Raw genomic sequence first — 16,873 nt, forward strand, 5'->3', positions numbered from 1 at the left:
CTTTCAAGCCCCGACACACACGAGTCACGATCACGAGGAGTCCCAGTGCCCAGCAAAAACGGACCGGTCCGAAGCCGGACCGTCGCCCCCCGACGAGACGCTCTACTTCGGCAGAAGGGTCAGAGGGAGACGCCTACCATCACCGTCTCCGGGACCAGGGTCACGCCGAACCGGTCGCGAACCCCGTCGCGCACCGCACGGGCGAGGGCCACGACGTCCTCGGCCCGGGCGCCGCCACGGTTGGTCATCGCGAGCGTGTGCTTGGTCGACAGCCGCGCCGGGCTGCGCTCCCCCGCCAGGCCGAAACCCTTGCCGAAGCCGGCCCGCTCGATGAGCCAGGCGGCACTGGTCTTGACGAGCGTCGGGTCGATCGCGCCGAGGCTGGGGCCCGTGCTGGTCTCCGGCGTCGACGAACGGACCGGGTACCGAGGGGCGTCCTCGGGCAGGTGCGCGAGGTGCTCGACGGGGATCACCGGATTGGTGAAGAACGATCCGGAGTTCCAGCGGTCGTGGTCCGGCTCCGCGCCGAAGGGCGGGCGATCGAGCAGCATGCCCTTGCCACCACGCAGTCCCAGCACGGTGTCGCGGACCTCCCGCATCGGGGCGCGCTGCCCCACCTCGACGCCCAGACGACGGGCCAGCTCGCCGTAGCCCACGGGCGCCGACAGGGTGCCGAGGCGGAACTGGAACTGCACGTCCAGCACCACGTAGCGCGGCGACGGGTACCAGGGAGCACGCGGGTCCTCGTCCCGGCCCTCGCTGTGCATCGAACGCTTGAGCAGCGACGTGCGGTACCCGAAGTCCAGCTGCCCGACGGAGAAGGTGCGCACCCGCCGCTCGCCCCTGTCCCAGGTACGGACCAGCGAGACCACGCCGGAGAGCTCCTGGCCGTACGCGCCGATGTTCTGCACCGGGGCCGCGCCCACCGTCCCGGGGATGCCCGACAGGGACTCGACACCCACCCAGCCCTCTGTGACGGCGCGCTCCACGAGCTCGTCCCAGTTCTGGCCGGCCGGGGCGCTCACCACGGCGCCGCCACAGGAGTCGTCCGACTCGACGGCGATGCCGCTGCGGGTGTCCCGCACGACGAGACCGTCAAAACCTTCGTCAGCCACCAGCAGGTTGGAGCCGCCACCCACGACCAGCAGCGGCACACCGTCATCGTCGGCGGTGCTCACCGCCTCGATCAGTGCAGCCTCTTCCTCGGCCTCGACGAACGAGGCTGCCGGGCCACCCACGCGGAGTGTGGTGAGGTCGGCGAGGCTTGGGGCCACCGCTTGCGCCTGGACGGTGTCTGCCGGGTATGGGCTCACCGTGCAAGCCTATCTACCTGTCGCGTTGGATTTGTGCACATCTTCGACATGCCGTGGGTGATGTCTGCCAATTCTGGAACCTTTTGGTGTCGGCGGACGTGTTCCTTGCTCGTCCTGGCGGGCCCCAGCGCCGAAGCCGAGGGCCCGTCTCCCTGCACTACCTCTTCACACCGGCCGCAGTGGGCAGCGGCCGGACCGACCGGGCGACGACCAGACCCAGCACCATGGGGACGAGCAGCACGAGGACCGCGAGCCGGTAGCCCGTGGCGTGCGCGACGAAGCCGATGAGCGGCGGCCCCACGAAGAACGCCGTGTAGGCGATGGTCGAGACCGCGGCCACCCGCATGGCGGCCCGCTTCGGCTCGTCGGACGCCGCGCTCATCCCCATCGGGAAACCCATCGCCGCACCCAGACCCCACAGGCCGACGCCGATCAGGGCCACCCACAGGACCGGGACCAGCGCGAACATCAGCACGCCCACGAACGCCAGCAACGCGGAGAGCACGAGCACCGGCACCCGTCCGAACCGGTCGATGGCTCCTGTCCCCGCGAGCCGAGCGGTGGTCATGGCGGTCAGGAAGACGGCGAGACCCACGGCCCCCATCCCGTCCGACGTACCGAACCCGTCCACCACCGCGAGGCCTACCCAGTCGTTGGCCACGCCCTCCGTGAGGGCTGCGGCCAGCACGACGAGCCCGATCGCCAGCGTGCGCGGCTCCCGCCAGGCGGCGAGAAGCCCCGCCAGGCCCGACGTCGGCGGGGTCACTGCTCCCGGGTCGGCGCCGTCCGCGCTCCCCACCTCGGCGGTGGGCACGCCGTGGGGCACAGCGGCCGAGACGACGCTCGGCGAGAAGTAGCGGACCGCGATCAGCACCGAAAGAAGAGCCACGGCCCCTGCCGTCACGATGTGCCAGATCACCGGGACCCCCATCGTGGCCACGAGAGCGCCGATCCCAGCGCCGATCACCGTTCCGAACGAGAACCCGGCGTGGAAGATCGGCATGACCGCACGGCCGAGGCGCTGCTCCACCGCCGCGCCCTCGAGGTTCATCGCGGCGTCCCAGACGCCGGCGCCCACGCCGAACAGGATCAGCCCGAGTCGCACCGCGAGGTGCGCGTCGGCCACGACGCCGTACCCGGCCACCACCAGCCCCACCACCACGACGCTCGCGAAGGTGACCACCGTCCTCGCAGTGCCGAAACGCTCGGCGACCAGGCCTGACAGCGGGATGGCCGCGACGGAGCCGACGGACCCCGTGAGCAGCAGCAGACCCATCTCCTGCTCGGAGAAGGCCAGCCCGTCCCGGACGGCCGGAAGACGTGATGCCCAGCTCGCGAAGGCGAACCCACTGGCGGCGAAGACGACGAAGACCGCACGAGCGGCGGCGTGTGCAGTAGGCACTGAACTCCTTGGTGCGATTGAATCTCCCGACCGTAAGCCACAATCTGGGACCAGCCCAGCAGATTCCTGGGCCCCGCACCACTGGTGCCGAGTGAGAGACAAGGAACCCGCGATGAGCCGCCAGACCGTACGACCGACCCTCGCGAGGGTCGCCGAGCTGGCCGGTGTCTCCGTCTCCACCGCGTCGCTCGCCTTCTCCGGCGCCGGACCGATCACCCCGGAGACCCGGGAGAAGGTGCTGGCCGCCGCACGCGAGCTCGAGTACTCCGGTCCCAACCCGCTGGGGCGGCAGCTCCGCTCGGGACGGTCCGGGATCGTCGGTGTGGTGATCGGTGACCAGCTCGGCAGGTCGTTCCGCGACCCCGTCTCCACCCAGGTGCTGCACGGCCTGGTCTCCGCGATCGGTGAGCAGGGCCTCGGTGTGCTGCTCGTGCCCGGTATGCCGCAGGGCGCCACCACGCAGTCCATGGGGCTCGCCGCCGAAGCGGGGCTGCCGCCCGCCGTCGACCCGCTGGTCGAGGCCGCCGCGATGGACGTCGCGGTGCTCGTCTGGGGCACCATGAAGGACGACCCGAACCTTGCCGCGCTGCAGCGGCGCGGCGTGCCCGTCGTGGTCGGTGAGGGACAGGAGGTGTCCGGCGTGCCGGTGGTGGGCGTCGAGGACCGGCGCGGCGCCGCCGACGCGGTGCGACACCTCGTCGAGCTCGGGCACACGCGGATCGCGGAGATCACGCTGCCGTTCGGGCGGGACGAGCGGTCCGGGCTGGTCGACGCGGATCGGCTCGCGTCCGCCGAGCGCACGCCGACGCGCAACCGGCTGGCCGGCGTGCGGGACGTCATCGAGCCCGTCATCTCGTGGGAGACGCCCGCCTCGCTCGTGGAGCACGGCCGCGACGCCGCCACCGAGATCCTCTCCGAGTGGGCGCCCGCCCGGGACCGTCCGACGGCGATCATCGCCCACTCCGACCTGCTCGCCGCCGGTGCCGTGATCGCCGCCCGCGAGCTCGGGCTGCGGGTTCCCGAGGACGTTTCGGTAGCGGGGTTCGACGGCCTCGACCTGCCGTGGCTCTCCCCCGACGTGCTGACCAGCGTGCATCAGCCGCTCGTCGAGAAGGGCCGCGCGCTCGGTCTGGCCGTCATCGCGCTGCTGGCCGGCGAGGACCCCCCGTCGGTGATGCTGCCCGTGAGCCTGGTCGAGGGCACGACCACGGGCCCGGTGCCCGACCTGACCTGACCCTCCGCGGCCCGTCCCCACAGGTCCGCGAAGTAGAGCAACTGTCCGGACATGCGCTCTACTTCGCGGACCTGTCGGGGGCGGGTGTCAGGCGCGGAGCCTGGGCTCCGGGAGGTAGACCTCGCCGCCCGACTCGCGGAACTCCGCGGACTTCTGTGCCATACCCTCCGCGGCCGCCGCGTCCGCGAGCGCCGCCTGGTTCTGCGCCCCGCCGAACTCGTCGCGGATGTCCTGCGAGATCCGCATCGAGCAGAACTTGGGCCCGCACATCGAGCAGAAGTGCGCGGTCTTCGCAGCCTCGGCCGGAAGGGTCTCGTCGTGGTACGACTCCGCGAGCTCCGGGTCGAGCGACAGGTTGAACTGGTCCCGCCAGCGGAACTCGAAGCGGGCCTTGGACAGGGCGTCGTCGCGGTCGCGGGCGCCGGTGTGGCCCTTGGCGACGTCGGCGGCGTGCGCGGCGATCTTGTAGGTCACCACGCCGGTGCGGACGTCGTCGCGGTTCGGCAGGCCGAGGTGCTCCTTGGGCGTGACGTAGCAGAGCATCGCGGTGCCGTACCGGGCGATCTCGGTGGCGCCGATCGCTGAGGTGATGTGGTCGTAGCCGGGCGCGATGTCGGTCACGAGCGGGCCGAGCGTGTAGAACGGGGCGCCGTCGCAGAGCTCCTGCTGCCGCTCCACGTTCTCGCGCACCAGGTGGAAGGGGACGTGTCCGGGTCCCTCGACCATCACCTGGACGTCGTAGGCCCAGGCCCGCTTCGTCAGCTCGGCGAGCGTGTCGAGCTCGGCGAACTGCGCGGCGTCGTTCGCGTCGGCGAGCGATCCGGGCCGCAGGCCGTCGCCGAGGGAGAAGGCGACGTCGTACCGGGCGAAGATCTCGCAGAGCTCGTCGAAGTGCGTGTAGAGGAAGTTCTCCTGGTGGTGCGCCAGGCACCAGCCGGCGAGGATCGACCCGCCGCGCGAGACGATGCCCGTGACCCGGTCGGCGGTGAGCGGCACGTACCGCAGCAGCACGCCGGCGTGCACCGTCATGTAGTCGACGCCCTGCTCGCACTGCTCGATCACGGTGTCGCGGTAGATCTCCCAGGTCAGCGCGCTGGCGTCGCCGTTGACCTTCTCGAGGGCCTGGTAGATCGGCACGGTGCCGATGGGCACCGGCGAGTTCCGCATGAGCCATTCCCGCGTGGTGTGGATGTCGTCGCCCGTGGACAGGTCCATGACGGTGTCGGCGCCCCACTTGGTGGCCCACTCGAGCTTTTCCACCTCCTCCGCGATGGAGCTGTGGACGGCGGAGTTGCCGATGTTCGCGTTGACCTTCACGAGGAACGCCCTGCCGATGATCATCGGCTCCGACTCCGGGTGGTTCACGTTGTTCGGGATGATCGCCCGGCCCGCGGCCACCTCGCTGCGCACCAGCTCGACGTCGCAGCCCTCGCGCACCGCGACGAACCGCATCTCGGGCGTGATCACGCCCTGGCGCGCGTAGTGCATCTGGGTGACGGTCCGGCCGGGGAGCGCCCGGCGGGGCCGACGTCGTTCACCCTGCCACTCCTGGCTGGCCGCACCGCGGCGCAGCGCGCCGCGCCCGTCGTCGGCCAGTGCCCGGTCGCGGCCGTCGTACTCCTCGGTGTCTCCGCGCGCCACGACCCAGGGTTCGCGGGCCGGCGGGAGGCCGCGGACCGGGTCGGAACCGGGGCCCTGCGTGCGGTAGACGCGGACCGGCTCGTTGGGGGCGCCGTCGGGCGACGGCGCCAGCGTGATCTCCGTGACCGGCACCCGGAGACCGGTGTCGTCCTGCGGTGTGCTGGACCCGCCGTCGTGCTCGTGGTCGCGCTCGTACTGGTAGGCGAGCGTGCGGGACTGGGACTTCTCCATCATGAGACTCCTGCTTCCTACGCCGGTGTTAACCGGACAGGTTCAACGGTCCCGGGCCGTACAGCCCGATCTCAGCCCCTGCGTGAGGCACCCGTGGGATCGCCGCCGAGGTTAGCACTGTCCGGCACTTTCCTTCTGCCCCGCCGCCGACCGTGATAAGCAAGGCCGGACGGCTCGCTCACCCCAGCAGCGAGCCCGGGACATGGAGGCTGGAATGCCGGTACGGAACAACCTGCGAACGAGGGCGTTCGCGTTGGCGGCTGCGGGGGCACTCGTGGTCCAGACAGGGATCGTGGCGGGTGCGGTGTCAGCGGCGGGAGCTGAGGTGAGCCCTACGGCTTCGGACAACCAGATCACCCTGACCTCCTGGGAGGGGCGCCGGGAGCTGCTCGCGGGCGAACGCGACGGACTGCGGTTCGACGTCCACGGCGGGCTCTTCCTGCCCCGCGGAGGCGACCTCGTGGACTACACGGACCCGTTCGGCGACGGCACGCCCGTCACGTACGAGACCGGCACGTGGACCTCGCCCGTCGTCGAGACCGGGTACCCGATCAAGCAGGCCGTTCCGTCCTGGAACGCGGACACCCCCACGGGCACCTGGGTCGAGGTGGAGTTCCGCGGCCGTAAGGCCGACGGGACATGGACCAAGTGGTTCGTGATGGGCCGCTGGGCGTCAGGCGACGAGTTCGCGCCGGCCGACGGGCGCGTCGGCGACATCCACCGCACCTCCCTGAACGGCCAGGGCGACACCGACGCGGCCCTGTTCACCGACACGTTCGTCGCGAGGGCGGGCTTCGAGCCGGACGCGTTCCAGACCCGGGCCCGGCTGTACCGGCCCGAGGGCGCCAGGACCTCGCCGCGCCTGGCGTCGGTGAGCACCATGACCAACGAGAACCTGCCCGACGAGCACTACACGGGAACCAGCGACTTCACGCTCGGGCGCGAGGTATCGCTCGACGTGCCGCAGTACAGCCAGAACATCCACCGCGGCGAGTACCCCGAGTTCGGTGGCGGCGGCCAGGTGTGGTGCTCGCCGACGTCGTCCACGATGGTGATCTACTCCTACGGACGCGAGGTGCCTGCCGAGGAGCTGGAGGACATCGTCGCTCCCAACGGCGACCCGCAGGTCGACTACGCCGCGATGAACACCTGGGACTACGCGTACGAGGGTGCGGGGAACTGGCCGTTCAACGCCGCCTACGCCCACAGGTTCGGGCTGAAGTCGTTCGTGACCCGGCTGCGCTCCCTCGCGGAGGCCGAGAAGTTCATCGAGGCGGGTATCCCGCTCACCGTCTCGCTCAACTTCGACGAGGCGGAGATGCCCGAGGCCGGTTACAGCACCCCCGGGCACCTCGTCGTGCTGATCGGGTTCACCGCGGACGGTGACCCGATCATCAACGACCCGAACAAGGCCAGCAACGAGGAAGTGCGACAGGTCTACACGCGCGAGAACTTCGAGCGCGTATGGCAGACGTCGACCGACGGCGTCACGTACGTCTACCACCCGAAGAACGTGAAGCTGCCGGCCAACATGCCGGGCGTCACGCAGAACTGGTAACCCCATCCCGCCGAGGTAGAACTGTGGCGAGATAGAACGGCAGCGAAGCAGGACCAGGGCTTGGCGCTCGGGTTCTACTTCGCTGCAGTTCTATCCCGCCAGTTCTATCCCGCCCTGGTTCTACCTACCTCGGCGGGACCTGCTTCGGCTCAGAGGTGTACGTCGCCGACGTGTAGCCGTCCGCGGAGACCGTCACCTGCACGGTGAGCTCAGCGCCCTGGTCGAGGCCCGTCACCAGGTACCGGTCACCCTTCGCCCAGCGCACCGGCTCGCCGTCGCGCAGCCAGCGGTACTCCACGTCGACCTCGCCCGGCAGGTACGTGCCGGCGTCCGCACGCAGGACCTTCCCCGGCTTGGCCCGGCCCTCGATGCTCGGCCCGGTCACGTCCGCCACCACGGGGTCGTGGATCTCGACGTCCGCCGCGTTGACGAAGACGTACCGGTGCGCCAGCCAGAGCTGGTAGTACACGTCGTCGCCCCGCACCACCGTGCGGTCGCCCGGCCCCGTGCCGTCGAACGTGGCGGCCCGGTAGTAGTCGGACGCGACGTGGTCGTCGGCCACCGCGTACGTCTGGCCCACCCCGACCGTGTACTCGATCGGCGTGACCGGCTGCACCGGGACGCCCGGGTACTCCTCGTAGGCCGCCACCTCCGGGTAGGCCCTGCCGAAGACCGGCGCCGGGGCGTCGCCCGCGACGGTGACGGTCTTCGCCGTCGCAGGCACCACCACCGGGCGCTCGGCAGGATTGTGCAGCCAGGCCAGCGATCCGGCCCACCACACGCCCAGCCAGTCGCCCTCGACCTGGTCGACGACGAGCTTGTGCCCCGACTGCACGCGCGCGCTCACGTCGCTCGCGTACGTGGTCCCGTTCGATCCGTCCGGCTTCCAGCCCGGGTCCTTCGCGAGCGGCGCGTCGGCCGACGGCGACTGGTGCAGGTACCGGAAGTTCGTCCCGGCGCCCGTTACGCACGCGCCCGAGCCCGGCGACGCCTCCTCGCAGCCCGTCACCGTGTTCGGGTTGTCGGCGTACCCGGTGCGCACCTCGACCACGTCGCCGGGCGCGACGTTCGTCGTCGCCTCCAGGTCACCGCCGATCGGGGCACCGAGCAGCTCGAAGTAGTGGTCCCAGTCCCAGTAGGGGCCCGGGTCCCAGTGCACGTTCTTGGTGGACCCCGGCAGGGTGCCCGGCACCTGGTCGTGCCCGATGATGTGCGCCCGGTCGAGCGGGATGTCGTGCTCCGCCGCCAGGTGCCGGACCAGGTCCGCCGACGCCTGGTACATCGCCTCCGTGTACCAGGCGCCCGTACCGGCCCAGCCCTCGTGCTCCAGGCCTATCGAGTGCATGTTCAAGAACCAGTTGCCCGCGTGCCAGCCGATGTCGGCCGGGTCGAGGTGGTTCGCGACGTGCCCGTCCGAAGACCGCAGCGTGTAGTTCCAGGCCAGGTAGGACTGGTCCAGCACCAGGTTGACCGACGGCTGGTAGGCCGTCTCGGTGTCATGGATCAGGATGTAGTCGAGCGACGGCCCGCCCGCGCCGGTGCGGTCGGCCTGGTCGTGGTTGCCGTAGCTCCCGGTGTTGTCGGGCAGGTCCGGGGAGTCCTTCGCGTACGGCGCGGGCAGCCACTCGCAGCCCAGGTCCTCGGGGCAGTCGGCCTCCGGGTCGCTCGCGCTGGAGGCCCGCGGCACGACGACGTCCCGGTTACCCGTGAGGATCACCGCGCCGTCGGAGGGGGTGGTAGCGCCCGCGCCCTCCCTGAGGATTGTGTACACCCGTGTAGCGAAACCCTCGACGTCACTCATGCGGGACACCGCGTTCTCCCACTCCCCCAGGCTGTCCGACGTTGTCCCGGCCGGCTCGGCCTCGACGGCACCGTCGCGTATCGCCTGGGCCTGGTACGACGCGAGCAGGGCTGCACCGCCGCACACGTTGGCCTGTGCCTCGGACTTCAGGGTCTCCTCGCTGAGGCCGGTGAGCTCGGCCGCCCGGACGAGCTCTGGGGTACCCTCGCGCGCCGGGCCCTCCTTGTCGTTGACGTCCGACAGCGGGAGTCCGTCGCCGTGCGCGTGGCCGGGCCCGTGGTCGCCCGCGAGGTTGAACACGCCGTAGCCGCCGTCGGCGCTGGCCTGGCCGGCATGCTGGTCCCAGCGCGACTCCATGTAGGACACGGCCTTGAGGAGGTCCTGCGGCACTCCGGTGGCCTCGGCCGCCGCCGAGAACGCCTCGTCGAGCGAGCCCGCGGCAAGGACGGCGGCGCACGCGACCACACCGCCGTCGGGCACGGCCGCCGGGGCCGCATCGGCCGCCGAGAGCGGTATGAGTGGAAGAAGCAGCCCGGCAGCTGCGGCCAGGGCTGTGCTGCGCCGTCGTGACGTCACGCGGAGATCCTCTCGTCGGCCGTACATGGGGACGAGAGAATCACACCCGATCCGGGAGCGCACGGAAAGACCTGCGGGTTAAATTCTGAAACCGGGACGCCGGGGCGTCAGAGGCGGACGAGCACCTGGGTGCGGCCAAGGACCTTTGCACCGTCGACCGTGACGGCAAGGTCGACGCGGACGGTGCCTGCCTCGATGTCGATCACGCCGATGGTGCCCGTGACGTCGATCGACGCACTGCCGGGGTTGGGGACCTCTACCGGCTTGGTGAACCGCGTCTGGTAGTCGACGACGGCGCCCGGGTCGCCCGCCCAGTCCGAGACCAGGTCGACGACGGTGCCCATGGTGAGCATGCCGTGCGCGATCACGCCGGGCAGGCCCGCTCCCACTGCGAACTTGTCGTTCCAGTGGATCGGGTTGAGGTCGCCGCTCGCACCCGCGTAGCGGACGAGGGCCGCGCGGTCGAAGGTGACCGCGCGCGTGCCGATCACGTCGCCCACTGCGAGGTCGGCGATGTCGGGGCGGCTCATGCGTCAGCACCTCGGATCGCCAGCGTGGACGTGACGGTGGCGACGGGCTCACCGAGGCTGTCGGCCTCGGGGGACGGCACCTCGATGCTCTCCGGGATCGCGTAGATCTCGCAGCGGGTGGTCACCATGCTGATGGCCCCGCGGGAGACGACCCGGTCCACGTGCAGCACCGTCGTCAGCTCGTCACCTGCGACGATCGGGCGGTGGTGCGTGAAGCGCTCGTCCGCATGCACCACGCGGGAGAAGTCGATGTCGGCCTCGGGGTCGCTGATGTACTGCGACTCCGCGCGCTGCGCGACGATGACGGCGAACGTCGGTGGGGCGACCAGGTCCTGATAGCCAGAACCCCGCGCCGCCACGAGATCGTGGTGCGCGGGGTGCGTGGCACCGACGGCACTGGCGAACTCGCGGATCTTCTCGCGGCCTACGGAGTAGGGAGCGTTGGCCGGGTAGACCCGGCCCTCGAAGTCAGCGTTCGCCACGTCGGTGTGAGCCTGCTACCGAGACTCAGCGAGTCTCGCGGTGCGACGTGTGCTTGCCACAGCGCGGGCAGAACTTCGCCAGCTCCAGGCGGTCGGGGTCGTTACGACGGTTCTTCTTGGTGATGTAGTTCCGCTCCTTGCAGTCCACGCATGCGAGCGTGATCTTCGGGCGGACATCCGCACTCTTGCTTGCCATGGCTCTCACCTCCGCGCCTCGAGAGGGAGGCGCCATGTGTCTTCTCGTCGTCCGGCATAGGGACGCCGAACGGATGTACTTGCTTGGTAGCGAGGGCGGGGCTCGAACCCGCGACCTCACGATTATGAGTCGTGCGCTCTGACCAGCTGAGCTACCCCGCCGCGCGTGACTGAACGCGAGGCCGTCCGCCGTTGTTCCCTCACCAGTATCACTGCTGAGGGAAACGGACGACCCCGCGTCGATCACAGAGCCCCGAAAGGGAATCGAACCCTTGACCTTCTCCTTACCATGGAGACGCTCTGCCGACTGAGCTATCGGGGCGGCGAGGAAGACTCTACATGCCCTCCGGCCTGGCGTGAAATCGAATCGGGTGTGAGTTGTGCCGCGTCGCCCAGGAGCCCTGGTGGCGCGCGCCGTGGACAGCCTTGAGCGGCTGCACCGACATCGGTCCGTTGGTGGGCGGACCCGGTGAGATCGGTCGTTTGCGCCGAGATCGGTCGTTCGATTGACCGATCTCGGCGCGACCGACCGAAGTCACGGACGAGGCGCGGCAAGGGACCGAAGTCGGCCGGGAACGAGAACAGGGCGCCATCCCTGAGGATGACGCCCTGCTCGTCGCGGTGGCGGATGAGGGATTCGAACCCCCGTAGGCTGTGCCAGCTGATTTACAGTCAGCCCCCTTTGGCCGCTCGGGTAATCCGCCGCGAACGGGTCCAACCATAGCCCCCAACCGGCCGCCGGGAGAAATCGAAAAGAGGCCTCGGCCTGGTGACGCGCCCCACAGGGCTCGCCGTGATCCGGGCCGACGAGCGGGGACCTATCGTGACGGCGTGACACAACAACAAGATCGCTGGGGTCTGCCCCTCGGCGTCGGGGCCTACCTGGCCTGGGGCGGCATGCCGCTGTTCTTCCCGCTGCTGCAGCCCGCCGGTGCCCTGGAGATCGTGGCGCACCGCATCGTGTGGAGCCTGCTCTTCTGCCTGATCGCGCTCGCCGTGCTGCGCCAGCTGGGTGACTTCCGCACCGCCCTGCGTTCGCCGCGCATCCTGGGCACGTTCGCCGTCGCGGCCGCGCTGATCGTCGTCAACTGGGGCGTGTACGTGTACGCCGTGCTCAGCGACCGCGTGCTCGACGCCGCCCTCGGCTACTTCATCAACCCGATCGTCACCGTGCTGCTCGGCGTGCTCGTGCTCCGGGAACGGCTGCGGCCCGCGCAGTGGATCGCGATCGGCTTCGGTGCCGCGTCGGTGGTCGTGCTGTCCACCGGGCTGGGCGGCCTGCCCTGGATCTCGCTGTGCCTCGCACTGTCGTTCGGTCTGTACGGGCTCGCGAAGAACCGCGTGGGCCGCACCGTCGCTGCGCTGCCCGGCCTCGCCGTAGAGACGGCGGTGGCGACGCCGTTCGCGCTCGCCTACCTCCTGTGGCTCGGCAGCTCCGGGACGTTCGTCGGGCACGGCGCCGGCCACTCGCTGCTGCTCATGTCGACGGGTGTGATCACCGCCCTGCCCCTGCTCATGTTCAGCGCTGCGGCGCGGCGTCTGCCGCTGTCCGTGGTCGGGATGCTGCAGTACCTGGCTCCCGCCCTCCAGTTCCTGGTGGGGCTGCTCGTGTTCGGCGAGCACATGCCCGCAGCGCGCTGGGCCGGGTTCGTGCTGGTGTGGGTGGCGCTGGCGCTGCTCACCGTGGACGGGATCCGGCAGGCTCGGCGGACGCCGCGGCCGGGGCTGGACTGATCCGGCCGGCCGTTGGCCGGGCTTGGCGGGTCTCGACAAGCTCGACCAACGGGTGGCTCGACCAGCGGGTGGCTCGACCAGCGGGTGGCTCGACCAGCGGGTGGCTCGACGAACGGGGTTGCTCAGTAGCCGGTGCCGGTTACCTGGCGGGTCGTCACGTTGAGGCGGTTGTAGAGGTTGGTCACCCCGACGTAGAGCACCAGCGCGGCGAGCCCCTGCTCGTCGTAGTGCTCCGACGCCCGCGCCCAGACGGCGTCGGGCACCGGGTCCGGGCTGTCGGCGAGCCGCGTCACGGCCTCCGCCAGCTCGAGCGCCGCGCACTCGGCCTCGGACAGGTACGGCGACTCGCGCCAGGCGGAGACCGAGGCGAGGCGGTCCTCCGACTCGCCGGCCTTGCGCGCCTGCCGCATCCCGTAGTCGATGCACCAGCCGCAGCCGTTGATCTGGCTGGCGCGGAGGTGCACCAGCTCGAGCGTGGTCGCCGGGACGCCCTGCCCGTGGACCAGCTGCCCCAGCGCGGCCAGGTGCTTCACCGCGCCCGGCACGAGGATCGCCGGGCTCGTCATCCGGGAGGTCAGCGTCCGCAGGTGCGGGGTCGTGGACGCCTCGGGGGCGAAGTCGTGCGTGGTGGTCTCGGTGGTCATCGTGGCCCTCTCGTCATGGCCGGGGTGCCGGCCGGTCACATCGGCGCCCTGCGCGCCGTCACACTCCTGACGACCCCGAGAACGAGGATGTGACGGATGAACCCCGACGAGCTCGCCACCGCCTTCGAGCAGCACCGACCCCGCCTGCGTGCGGTCGCGTACCGGATGCTCGGCAACCCCGACGACGCCGACGACGCGCTGCAGGAGGCCTGGCTGCGCCTGAACCGCACCGGCGACGCCGAGATCGACAACCTCGCCGCCTGGCTGACCACCGTCACCGGCCGGATCTGCCTCGACATGCTCCGCTCCCGGTCGACCCGTCGTGAGGCACCGCTGCCGTCCGGCCTGCCCGACGACCCCGGGCCCGAGCTCCCCCACGACGACGCCCCTGACCCCGCACAGGAGGCCGAGCTCGCCGACGTCGTCGGGCTGGCCATGCAGATCGTGCTGCAGAGCCTCGACCCGGCCGAACGCCTGGCGTTCGTGCTGCACGACCTGTTCGCCGTCCCCTACGAGCAGATCGCCCCGGTGCTGGGCCGCTCGGTCGCCGCGTCACGTCAGCTCGCGAGCCGTGGACGACGGCGGGTGCAGTCCGGTGCGGCGGCCCAGGACGCCGCCGGGGCCGGCTCCCGGACCGCCGCGGAGACCCGGACCGACCGGCAGGTGGTCGAGGCGTTCCTCACGGCGTCCCGCACGGGTGACCTCGCGGGTCTGCTGGCCGTGCTCGCACCGGACGTGGTCCTGCGGGCCGACCAGTCCGCCGTCGAGACGGCGGCGGCGTCCGCCGACAAGGGCGCTCCCCTGCTGGCGCGCGAGGTGCGCGGGGCCGCGGCGGTCGCGGAGTCGTTCCGGGGACGGGCGGGAGGCGCCGTGCCGGCGCTCGTCGGTGGGTCCGTCGGGTTCACGTGGGCACCGGGCGGCACGCCGCGCGCCGTGTTCGCGGTGGTCGTGCACGACGGTCGCATCGCCTCCGTCGACCTGGTGGGCGACCCGGCCGCCATCGCCGTGCTGGGTGTGGAGCTGCTGGGCTGACCGTCCGCGGCTGTGTCGACGGCGGTGTGGGTGCCGGATGGCAGGGTGTGCGCATGGACGCACCTCGCACAGTGGTGGCCGGACCGGCGGCGTGGAACACGCTGGTCCGGCTCGATCAGCTGCCCGACCCCAGGCCGCACACCGTGTTCGCGCGTGGCGCGGTGCGGACGCTGGGCGGCACGAGCGCGGGCAAGGTCCTGCACCTCGCAGATCTCGGGGTCGCGAGCACGCTCGCCGCCGACGTCGGGACCGATCCGGAGGGCGACCTGATCCTGGCGGCGCTCGGGCGTGCGCGGGGTGCCGAGATCCTCGGCCGCCGGGTCGCCGGGCCCTCGGAGCAGCACCTGAACCTGATGACCGACGCCGGCGAGCGCCTCTCGATCTACCTCGCCACACCCGCGGCCTCGCCCGGGCCCGACGCCGTGGCTCTGGATCGGGTGGCCGCCGCCGAGCACGTGGTGCTGGACCTGAGCGCCGTCGGGCTGAGCCTGCTTCCCGCCGCCGTGGCGAGCGGGGCGACGCTCTGGACCGACCTGCACGACTACGACGGCGTGGCCGAGTTCCACCGGCCGTTCGCCGACGCGTGCTCGTACGTCTTCCTCAACGACGACGGCACGGACGACCACCGGGCCCTCATGACGTCCCTGCTGGAGCGGGGTGCGAGCACGGTGGTGTGCACCCTCGGAGCACGAGGCGCCGTCGCGCGTACCGCCGAGGGCTGGTACGAGTGCCCCGCCGAGCCCGTCGACGTCGTCGACACGAACGGTGCGGGCGACGCGTTCTTCGCCGGGTTCTTCGCCGCCGGTCTCGCCGGCGCGGGCACCGCGGAATGCCTCCGGGCCGGCACGCGCCAGGCCGTCCGCGCCCTGACGACGGCCCACCTGTCCCCGCTCCTCGACGAGCAATCCCTGTTGTGAACGCGACCGTTGCAGCCAGCAAGGTCATGTAGGCGCATCGGCCGCGCTCACAACAAAGGTCAGGGGGTCAGCTCACCACGCGGAAGGTCGCGTCCGCGCGCCCGTTCGCGTCGGCGATGGTGTCGATCCGCAGGACGTAGCCCCAGTGCCGGAGGTACCGGTCGGGGTAGTTGTACGACTGGTACGAGGTCCACGAGGACGAGGCCAGACCGGGGACGGCCTTGAAGCTGGCATCGGACCGGAAGGTCGATGTGCTGTCGTAGCGCTCCAGCCTGAGGTCGTAGTCCCAGTGCCGCAGGTAGTGGTCGGGGTGGTTCACCGATTGGAACGAGACGGTGCCGGTGCCGGCCAGGCCTGGGACGATCCGCCACTGGCCGTCCTGGGCCGGCGAGACGTTGGGGTCGATGCGGACGTCGTAGTTCGTGTGCCGCAGGTACCGGTCCTGGAAGTTGTAGGACTGGACCCGGCTGACCGCCGTGCTGCCCCAGCGCGCGAGAACCCGGCTCTGCTCGGCCGCAGTGATCTGCAGGATCGATCCGTGCCGCTTCCGCGTGCTACCCAGGTTGTAGGAGCTCACCGTCTGGAAGTTCTGGGTGCTGCCGAGATTGGTCGAACGGATGGGCATGTAGCCGCGTCCGGTGGCGTACTGGTCGAGCCACAGCGCCCAGGACGACCCGTTGTTGAACGGCATCCACATGGGGCCCTCGACGACGTTCCCGCCGCCCGTGCCGTTGGAGATGCCCATGTGGGACAGGTTTCCGATGGTGGTCCACGTGCCGAGGATCGAGTTGCTGCCCTCGATCGTGATGTGGCCGTCGGCGGAGGCGCGGTAGTACCGGAAGCCGCCCACGCTCGTCGGCGACTCGACGATCTGGGTGTCGATGATGCCCTGCGTGCTGCTGGGGCGGTCGATGTAGAGCTGCGCGGTGCTGAAGGTCCGGAAGTCCCGGGTGCGCGAGTAGTAGATGCGGTGCTTGGTGACGCCGTCGCGGGCGGCGTTCGTGGCCCAGTACACGACGTAGTCGCCGGTGGCTGGGTCGTAGATCGCCTCAGGCGCCCAGGCGTTGCCCGCGCCCGGGATACCGCCGGCGACGTCGACGAGACGCGGCTCGGACCAGTCCACCAGGTTGGTGGACTCCCAGACGACGAGCGACTTGCTGCCCCGGTTGGCGGCGTCGGACCACGACGTGCCGCTCGCGATGCGCAGGTCGGTCGCGATGATCCAGTACTTGTCACCCTGCGGTGAACGGACGATCGCGGGATCGCGGACGCCGCGGGTGCCGACGGTGGAGACCACCACCGGGGCACCGTTGTTCAGGTCGCTCCAGTTCAGGCCGTCGGTGCTGTGGGCCAGGTAGATCTGCTCACCGCTGGTGGACTCGCCGGTGAAGTGAGCCATCAGATAGCCGGTGAACGGGTCGAGGGCGGCCGCACGCTGTGCCGTCGCGACGACCCACGCGCTGGTCAGCAGGGCCACGGTGACGAGCATCGCGATGGTCGCCGTCATCGTGCGTCGCGGGAGTGCGATGACGGGCGCGGTCATGGGTGAGCTTCTCATGGTTCTCTCCTTCGAGGACCTTGTG

The 16,873-nt window shown here is 70.8% G+C and carries 14 protein-coding genes, 3 tRNA genes and 1 riboswitch; of the genes, 5 read left to right on the forward strand and 12 right to left on the reverse strand.

Features of this window, described 5'->3' with window-relative positions; translation table 11 throughout:
* Window positions 1-119 precede the first annotated feature (119 nt).
* Together AB0I32_RS14000 and AB0I32_RS14005 are read right to left on the reverse strand one after the other, a co-directional pair.
* A complete protein-coding gene (locus AB0I32_RS14000; protein WP_357506888.1) occupies window positions 120-1,313 on the reverse strand; it encodes a UDP-N-acetylmuramate dehydrogenase in 1,194 nt (397 codons plus the stop codon).
* 157 nt (window positions 1,314-1,470) lie between these two features.
* Window positions 1,471-2,715 carry an MFS transporter gene (locus AB0I32_RS14005; protein WP_357506890.1) on the reverse strand — a complete coding sequence of 415 codons (1,245 nt, stop codon included), beginning with the start codon at window positions 2,713-2,715 and terminating at the stop codon, window positions 1,471-1,473.
* A 112-nt stretch (window positions 2,716-2,827) separates the two neighbouring features.
* Between AB0I32_RS14005 and AB0I32_RS14010 the strand changes: the two genes are divergently transcribed.
* Window positions 2,828-3,949: a LacI family DNA-binding transcriptional regulator gene (locus tag AB0I32_RS14010; RefSeq protein WP_357506892.1), complete on the forward strand. Its 1,122-nt coding sequence runs from the start codon at window positions 2,828-2,830 to the stop codon at window positions 3,947-3,949.
* An 87-nt stretch (window positions 3,950-4,036) separates the two neighbouring features.
* Here AB0I32_RS14010 and thiC read toward each other — a convergent pair whose 3' ends face one another.
* Window positions 4,037-5,824: a phosphomethylpyrimidine synthase ThiC gene (thiC, locus tag AB0I32_RS14015; protein WP_357506894.1), complete on the reverse strand. Its 1,788-nt coding sequence runs from the start codon at window positions 5,822-5,824 to the stop codon at window positions 4,037-4,039.
* Window positions 5,819-5,924, reverse strand: a riboswitch (TPP riboswitch). (Overlaps the previous gene by 6 nt.)
* Before the next feature lie 222 nt (window positions 5,925-6,146).
* Between thiC and AB0I32_RS14020 the strand changes: the two genes are divergently transcribed.
* The gene (locus tag AB0I32_RS14020; RefSeq protein ID WP_357506896.1) at window positions 6,147-7,379 is read left to right on the forward strand and encodes a C39 family peptidase; all 1,233 of its coding nucleotides are present in this window, start codon (window positions 6,147-6,149) and stop codon (window positions 7,377-7,379) included.
* A gap of 124 nt (window positions 7,380-7,503) precedes the next feature.
* Here the strand turns inward: AB0I32_RS14020 and AB0I32_RS14025 are convergent, their stop codons facing one another.
* From AB0I32_RS14025 to AB0I32_RS14055, 7 genes are all read right to left on the reverse strand, one after another.
* Window positions 7,504-9,756, reverse strand: a complete 2,253-nt coding sequence (locus tag AB0I32_RS14025; protein WP_357506898.1) for an N-acetylmuramoyl-L-alanine amidase — start codon at window positions 9,754-9,756, stop codon at window positions 7,504-7,506.
* A gap of 107 nt (window positions 9,757-9,863) precedes the next feature.
* Complete coding sequence (locus AB0I32_RS14030) at window positions 9,864-10,286, reverse strand: MaoC/PaaZ C-terminal domain-containing protein (protein WP_357506900.1); 423 nt, start codon at window positions 10,284-10,286, stop codon at window positions 9,864-9,866.
* Window positions 10,283-10,768 (reverse strand): MaoC family dehydratase N-terminal domain-containing protein, encoded by a 486-nt coding sequence (locus AB0I32_RS14035; protein WP_357506902.1) that lies wholly within the window; start codon window positions 10,766-10,768, stop codon window positions 10,283-10,285. The genes AB0I32_RS14030 and AB0I32_RS14035 overlap by 4 nt, the downstream gene beginning before the upstream one ends.
* 25 nt (window positions 10,769-10,793) lie before the next feature.
* Window positions 10,794-10,964 carry a 50S ribosomal protein L33 gene (gene rpmG, locus AB0I32_RS14040; protein WP_013837798.1) on the reverse strand — a complete coding sequence of 57 codons (171 nt, stop codon included), beginning with the start codon at window positions 10,962-10,964 and terminating at the stop codon, window positions 10,794-10,796.
* Between the two features lie 84 nt (window positions 10,965-11,048).
* Window positions 11,049-11,125, reverse strand: a tRNA-Met gene (locus tag AB0I32_RS14045).
* Window positions 11,126-11,212: 87 nt separating this feature from the next.
* Window positions 11,213-11,285 (reverse strand) — tRNA-Thr (locus tag AB0I32_RS14050).
* A gap of 300 nt (window positions 11,286-11,585) precedes the next feature.
* Window positions 11,586-11,667 (reverse strand) — tRNA-Tyr (locus tag AB0I32_RS14055).
* A gap of 127 nt (window positions 11,668-11,794) precedes the next feature.
* On the opposite strand from AB0I32_RS14055, the gene rarD reads away from it, so the two are divergent.
* Window positions 11,795-12,697, forward strand: coding sequence for an EamA family transporter RarD (gene rarD, locus AB0I32_RS14060; RefSeq protein WP_357506904.1), 903 nt, complete (start codon window positions 11,795-11,797; stop codon window positions 12,695-12,697).
* 122 nt (window positions 12,698-12,819) lie between these two features.
* Here rarD and AB0I32_RS14065 read toward each other — a convergent pair whose 3' ends face one another.
* Window positions 12,820-13,341 (reverse strand): carboxymuconolactone decarboxylase family protein, encoded by a 522-nt coding sequence (locus AB0I32_RS14065; RefSeq protein ID WP_357506906.1) that lies wholly within the window; start codon window positions 13,339-13,341, stop codon window positions 12,820-12,822.
* Window positions 13,342-13,437: 96 nt separating this feature from the next.
* Here AB0I32_RS14065 and AB0I32_RS14070 point away from each other — a divergent pair, with 96 nt between their 5' ends.
* Together AB0I32_RS14070 and AB0I32_RS14075 are read left to right on the forward strand one after the other, a co-directional pair.
* The gene (locus tag AB0I32_RS14070; RefSeq protein WP_357506908.1) at window positions 13,438-14,373 is read left to right on the forward strand and encodes a sigma-70 family RNA polymerase sigma factor; all 936 of its coding nucleotides are present in this window, start codon (window positions 13,438-13,440) and stop codon (window positions 14,371-14,373) included.
* Between the two features lie 53 nt (window positions 14,374-14,426).
* The gene (locus AB0I32_RS14075; RefSeq protein WP_357506910.1) at window positions 14,427-15,290 is read left to right on the forward strand and encodes a carbohydrate kinase family protein; all 864 of its coding nucleotides are present in this window, start codon (window positions 14,427-14,429) and stop codon (window positions 15,288-15,290) included.
* 67 nt (window positions 15,291-15,357) lie between these two features.
* Here AB0I32_RS14075 and AB0I32_RS14080 read toward each other — a convergent pair whose 3' ends face one another.
* Window positions 15,358-16,848, reverse strand: a complete 1,491-nt coding sequence (locus AB0I32_RS14080) for a glycoside hydrolase family 43 protein (protein ID WP_357506912.1) — start codon at window positions 16,846-16,848, stop codon at window positions 15,358-15,360.
* Between the last annotated feature and the right edge of the window lie 25 nt (window positions 16,849-16,873).

It is taken from the genome of Promicromonospora sp. NPDC050249 (genome assembly GCF_040656015.1).
Taxonomy (GTDB): domain Bacteria; phylum Actinomycetota; class Actinomycetes; order Actinomycetales; family Cellulomonadaceae; genus Promicromonospora.

Excerpts from the sequence above, each read along its gene's own strand:
- AB0I32_RS14030 (WP_357506900.1), bottom strand. The coding sequence starts at position 10,286 with ATGAGCCGCCCCGACATCGCCGACCTCGCAGTGGGCGACGTGATCGGC.
- rpmG (WP_013837798.1), bottom strand. The coding sequence starts at position 10,964 with ATGGCAAGCAAGAGTGCGGATGTCCGCCCGAAGATCACGCTCGCATGC.
- AB0I32_RS14010 (WP_357506892.1), top strand. The coding sequence starts at position 2,828 with ATGAGCCGCCAGACCGTACGACCGACCCTCGCGAGGGTCGCCGAGCTG.
- AB0I32_RS14070 (WP_357506908.1), top strand. The coding sequence starts at position 13,438 with ATGAACCCCGACGAGCTCGCCACCGCCTTCGAGCAGCACCGACCCCGC.
- AB0I32_RS14075 (WP_357506910.1), top strand. The coding sequence starts at position 14,427 with ATGGACGCACCTCGCACAGTGGTGGCCGGACCGGCGGCGTGGAACACG.
- AB0I32_RS14080 (WP_357506912.1), bottom strand. The coding sequence starts at position 16,848 with ATGAGAAGCTCACCCATGACCGCGCCCGTCATCGCACTCCCGCGACGC.
- AB0I32_RS14065 (WP_357506906.1), bottom strand. The coding sequence starts at position 13,341 with ATGACCACCGAGACCACCACGCACGACTTCGCCCCCGAGGCGTCCACG.
- thiC (WP_357506894.1), bottom strand. The coding sequence starts at position 5,824 with ATGATGGAGAAGTCCCAGTCCCGCACGCTCGCCTACCAGTACGAGCGC.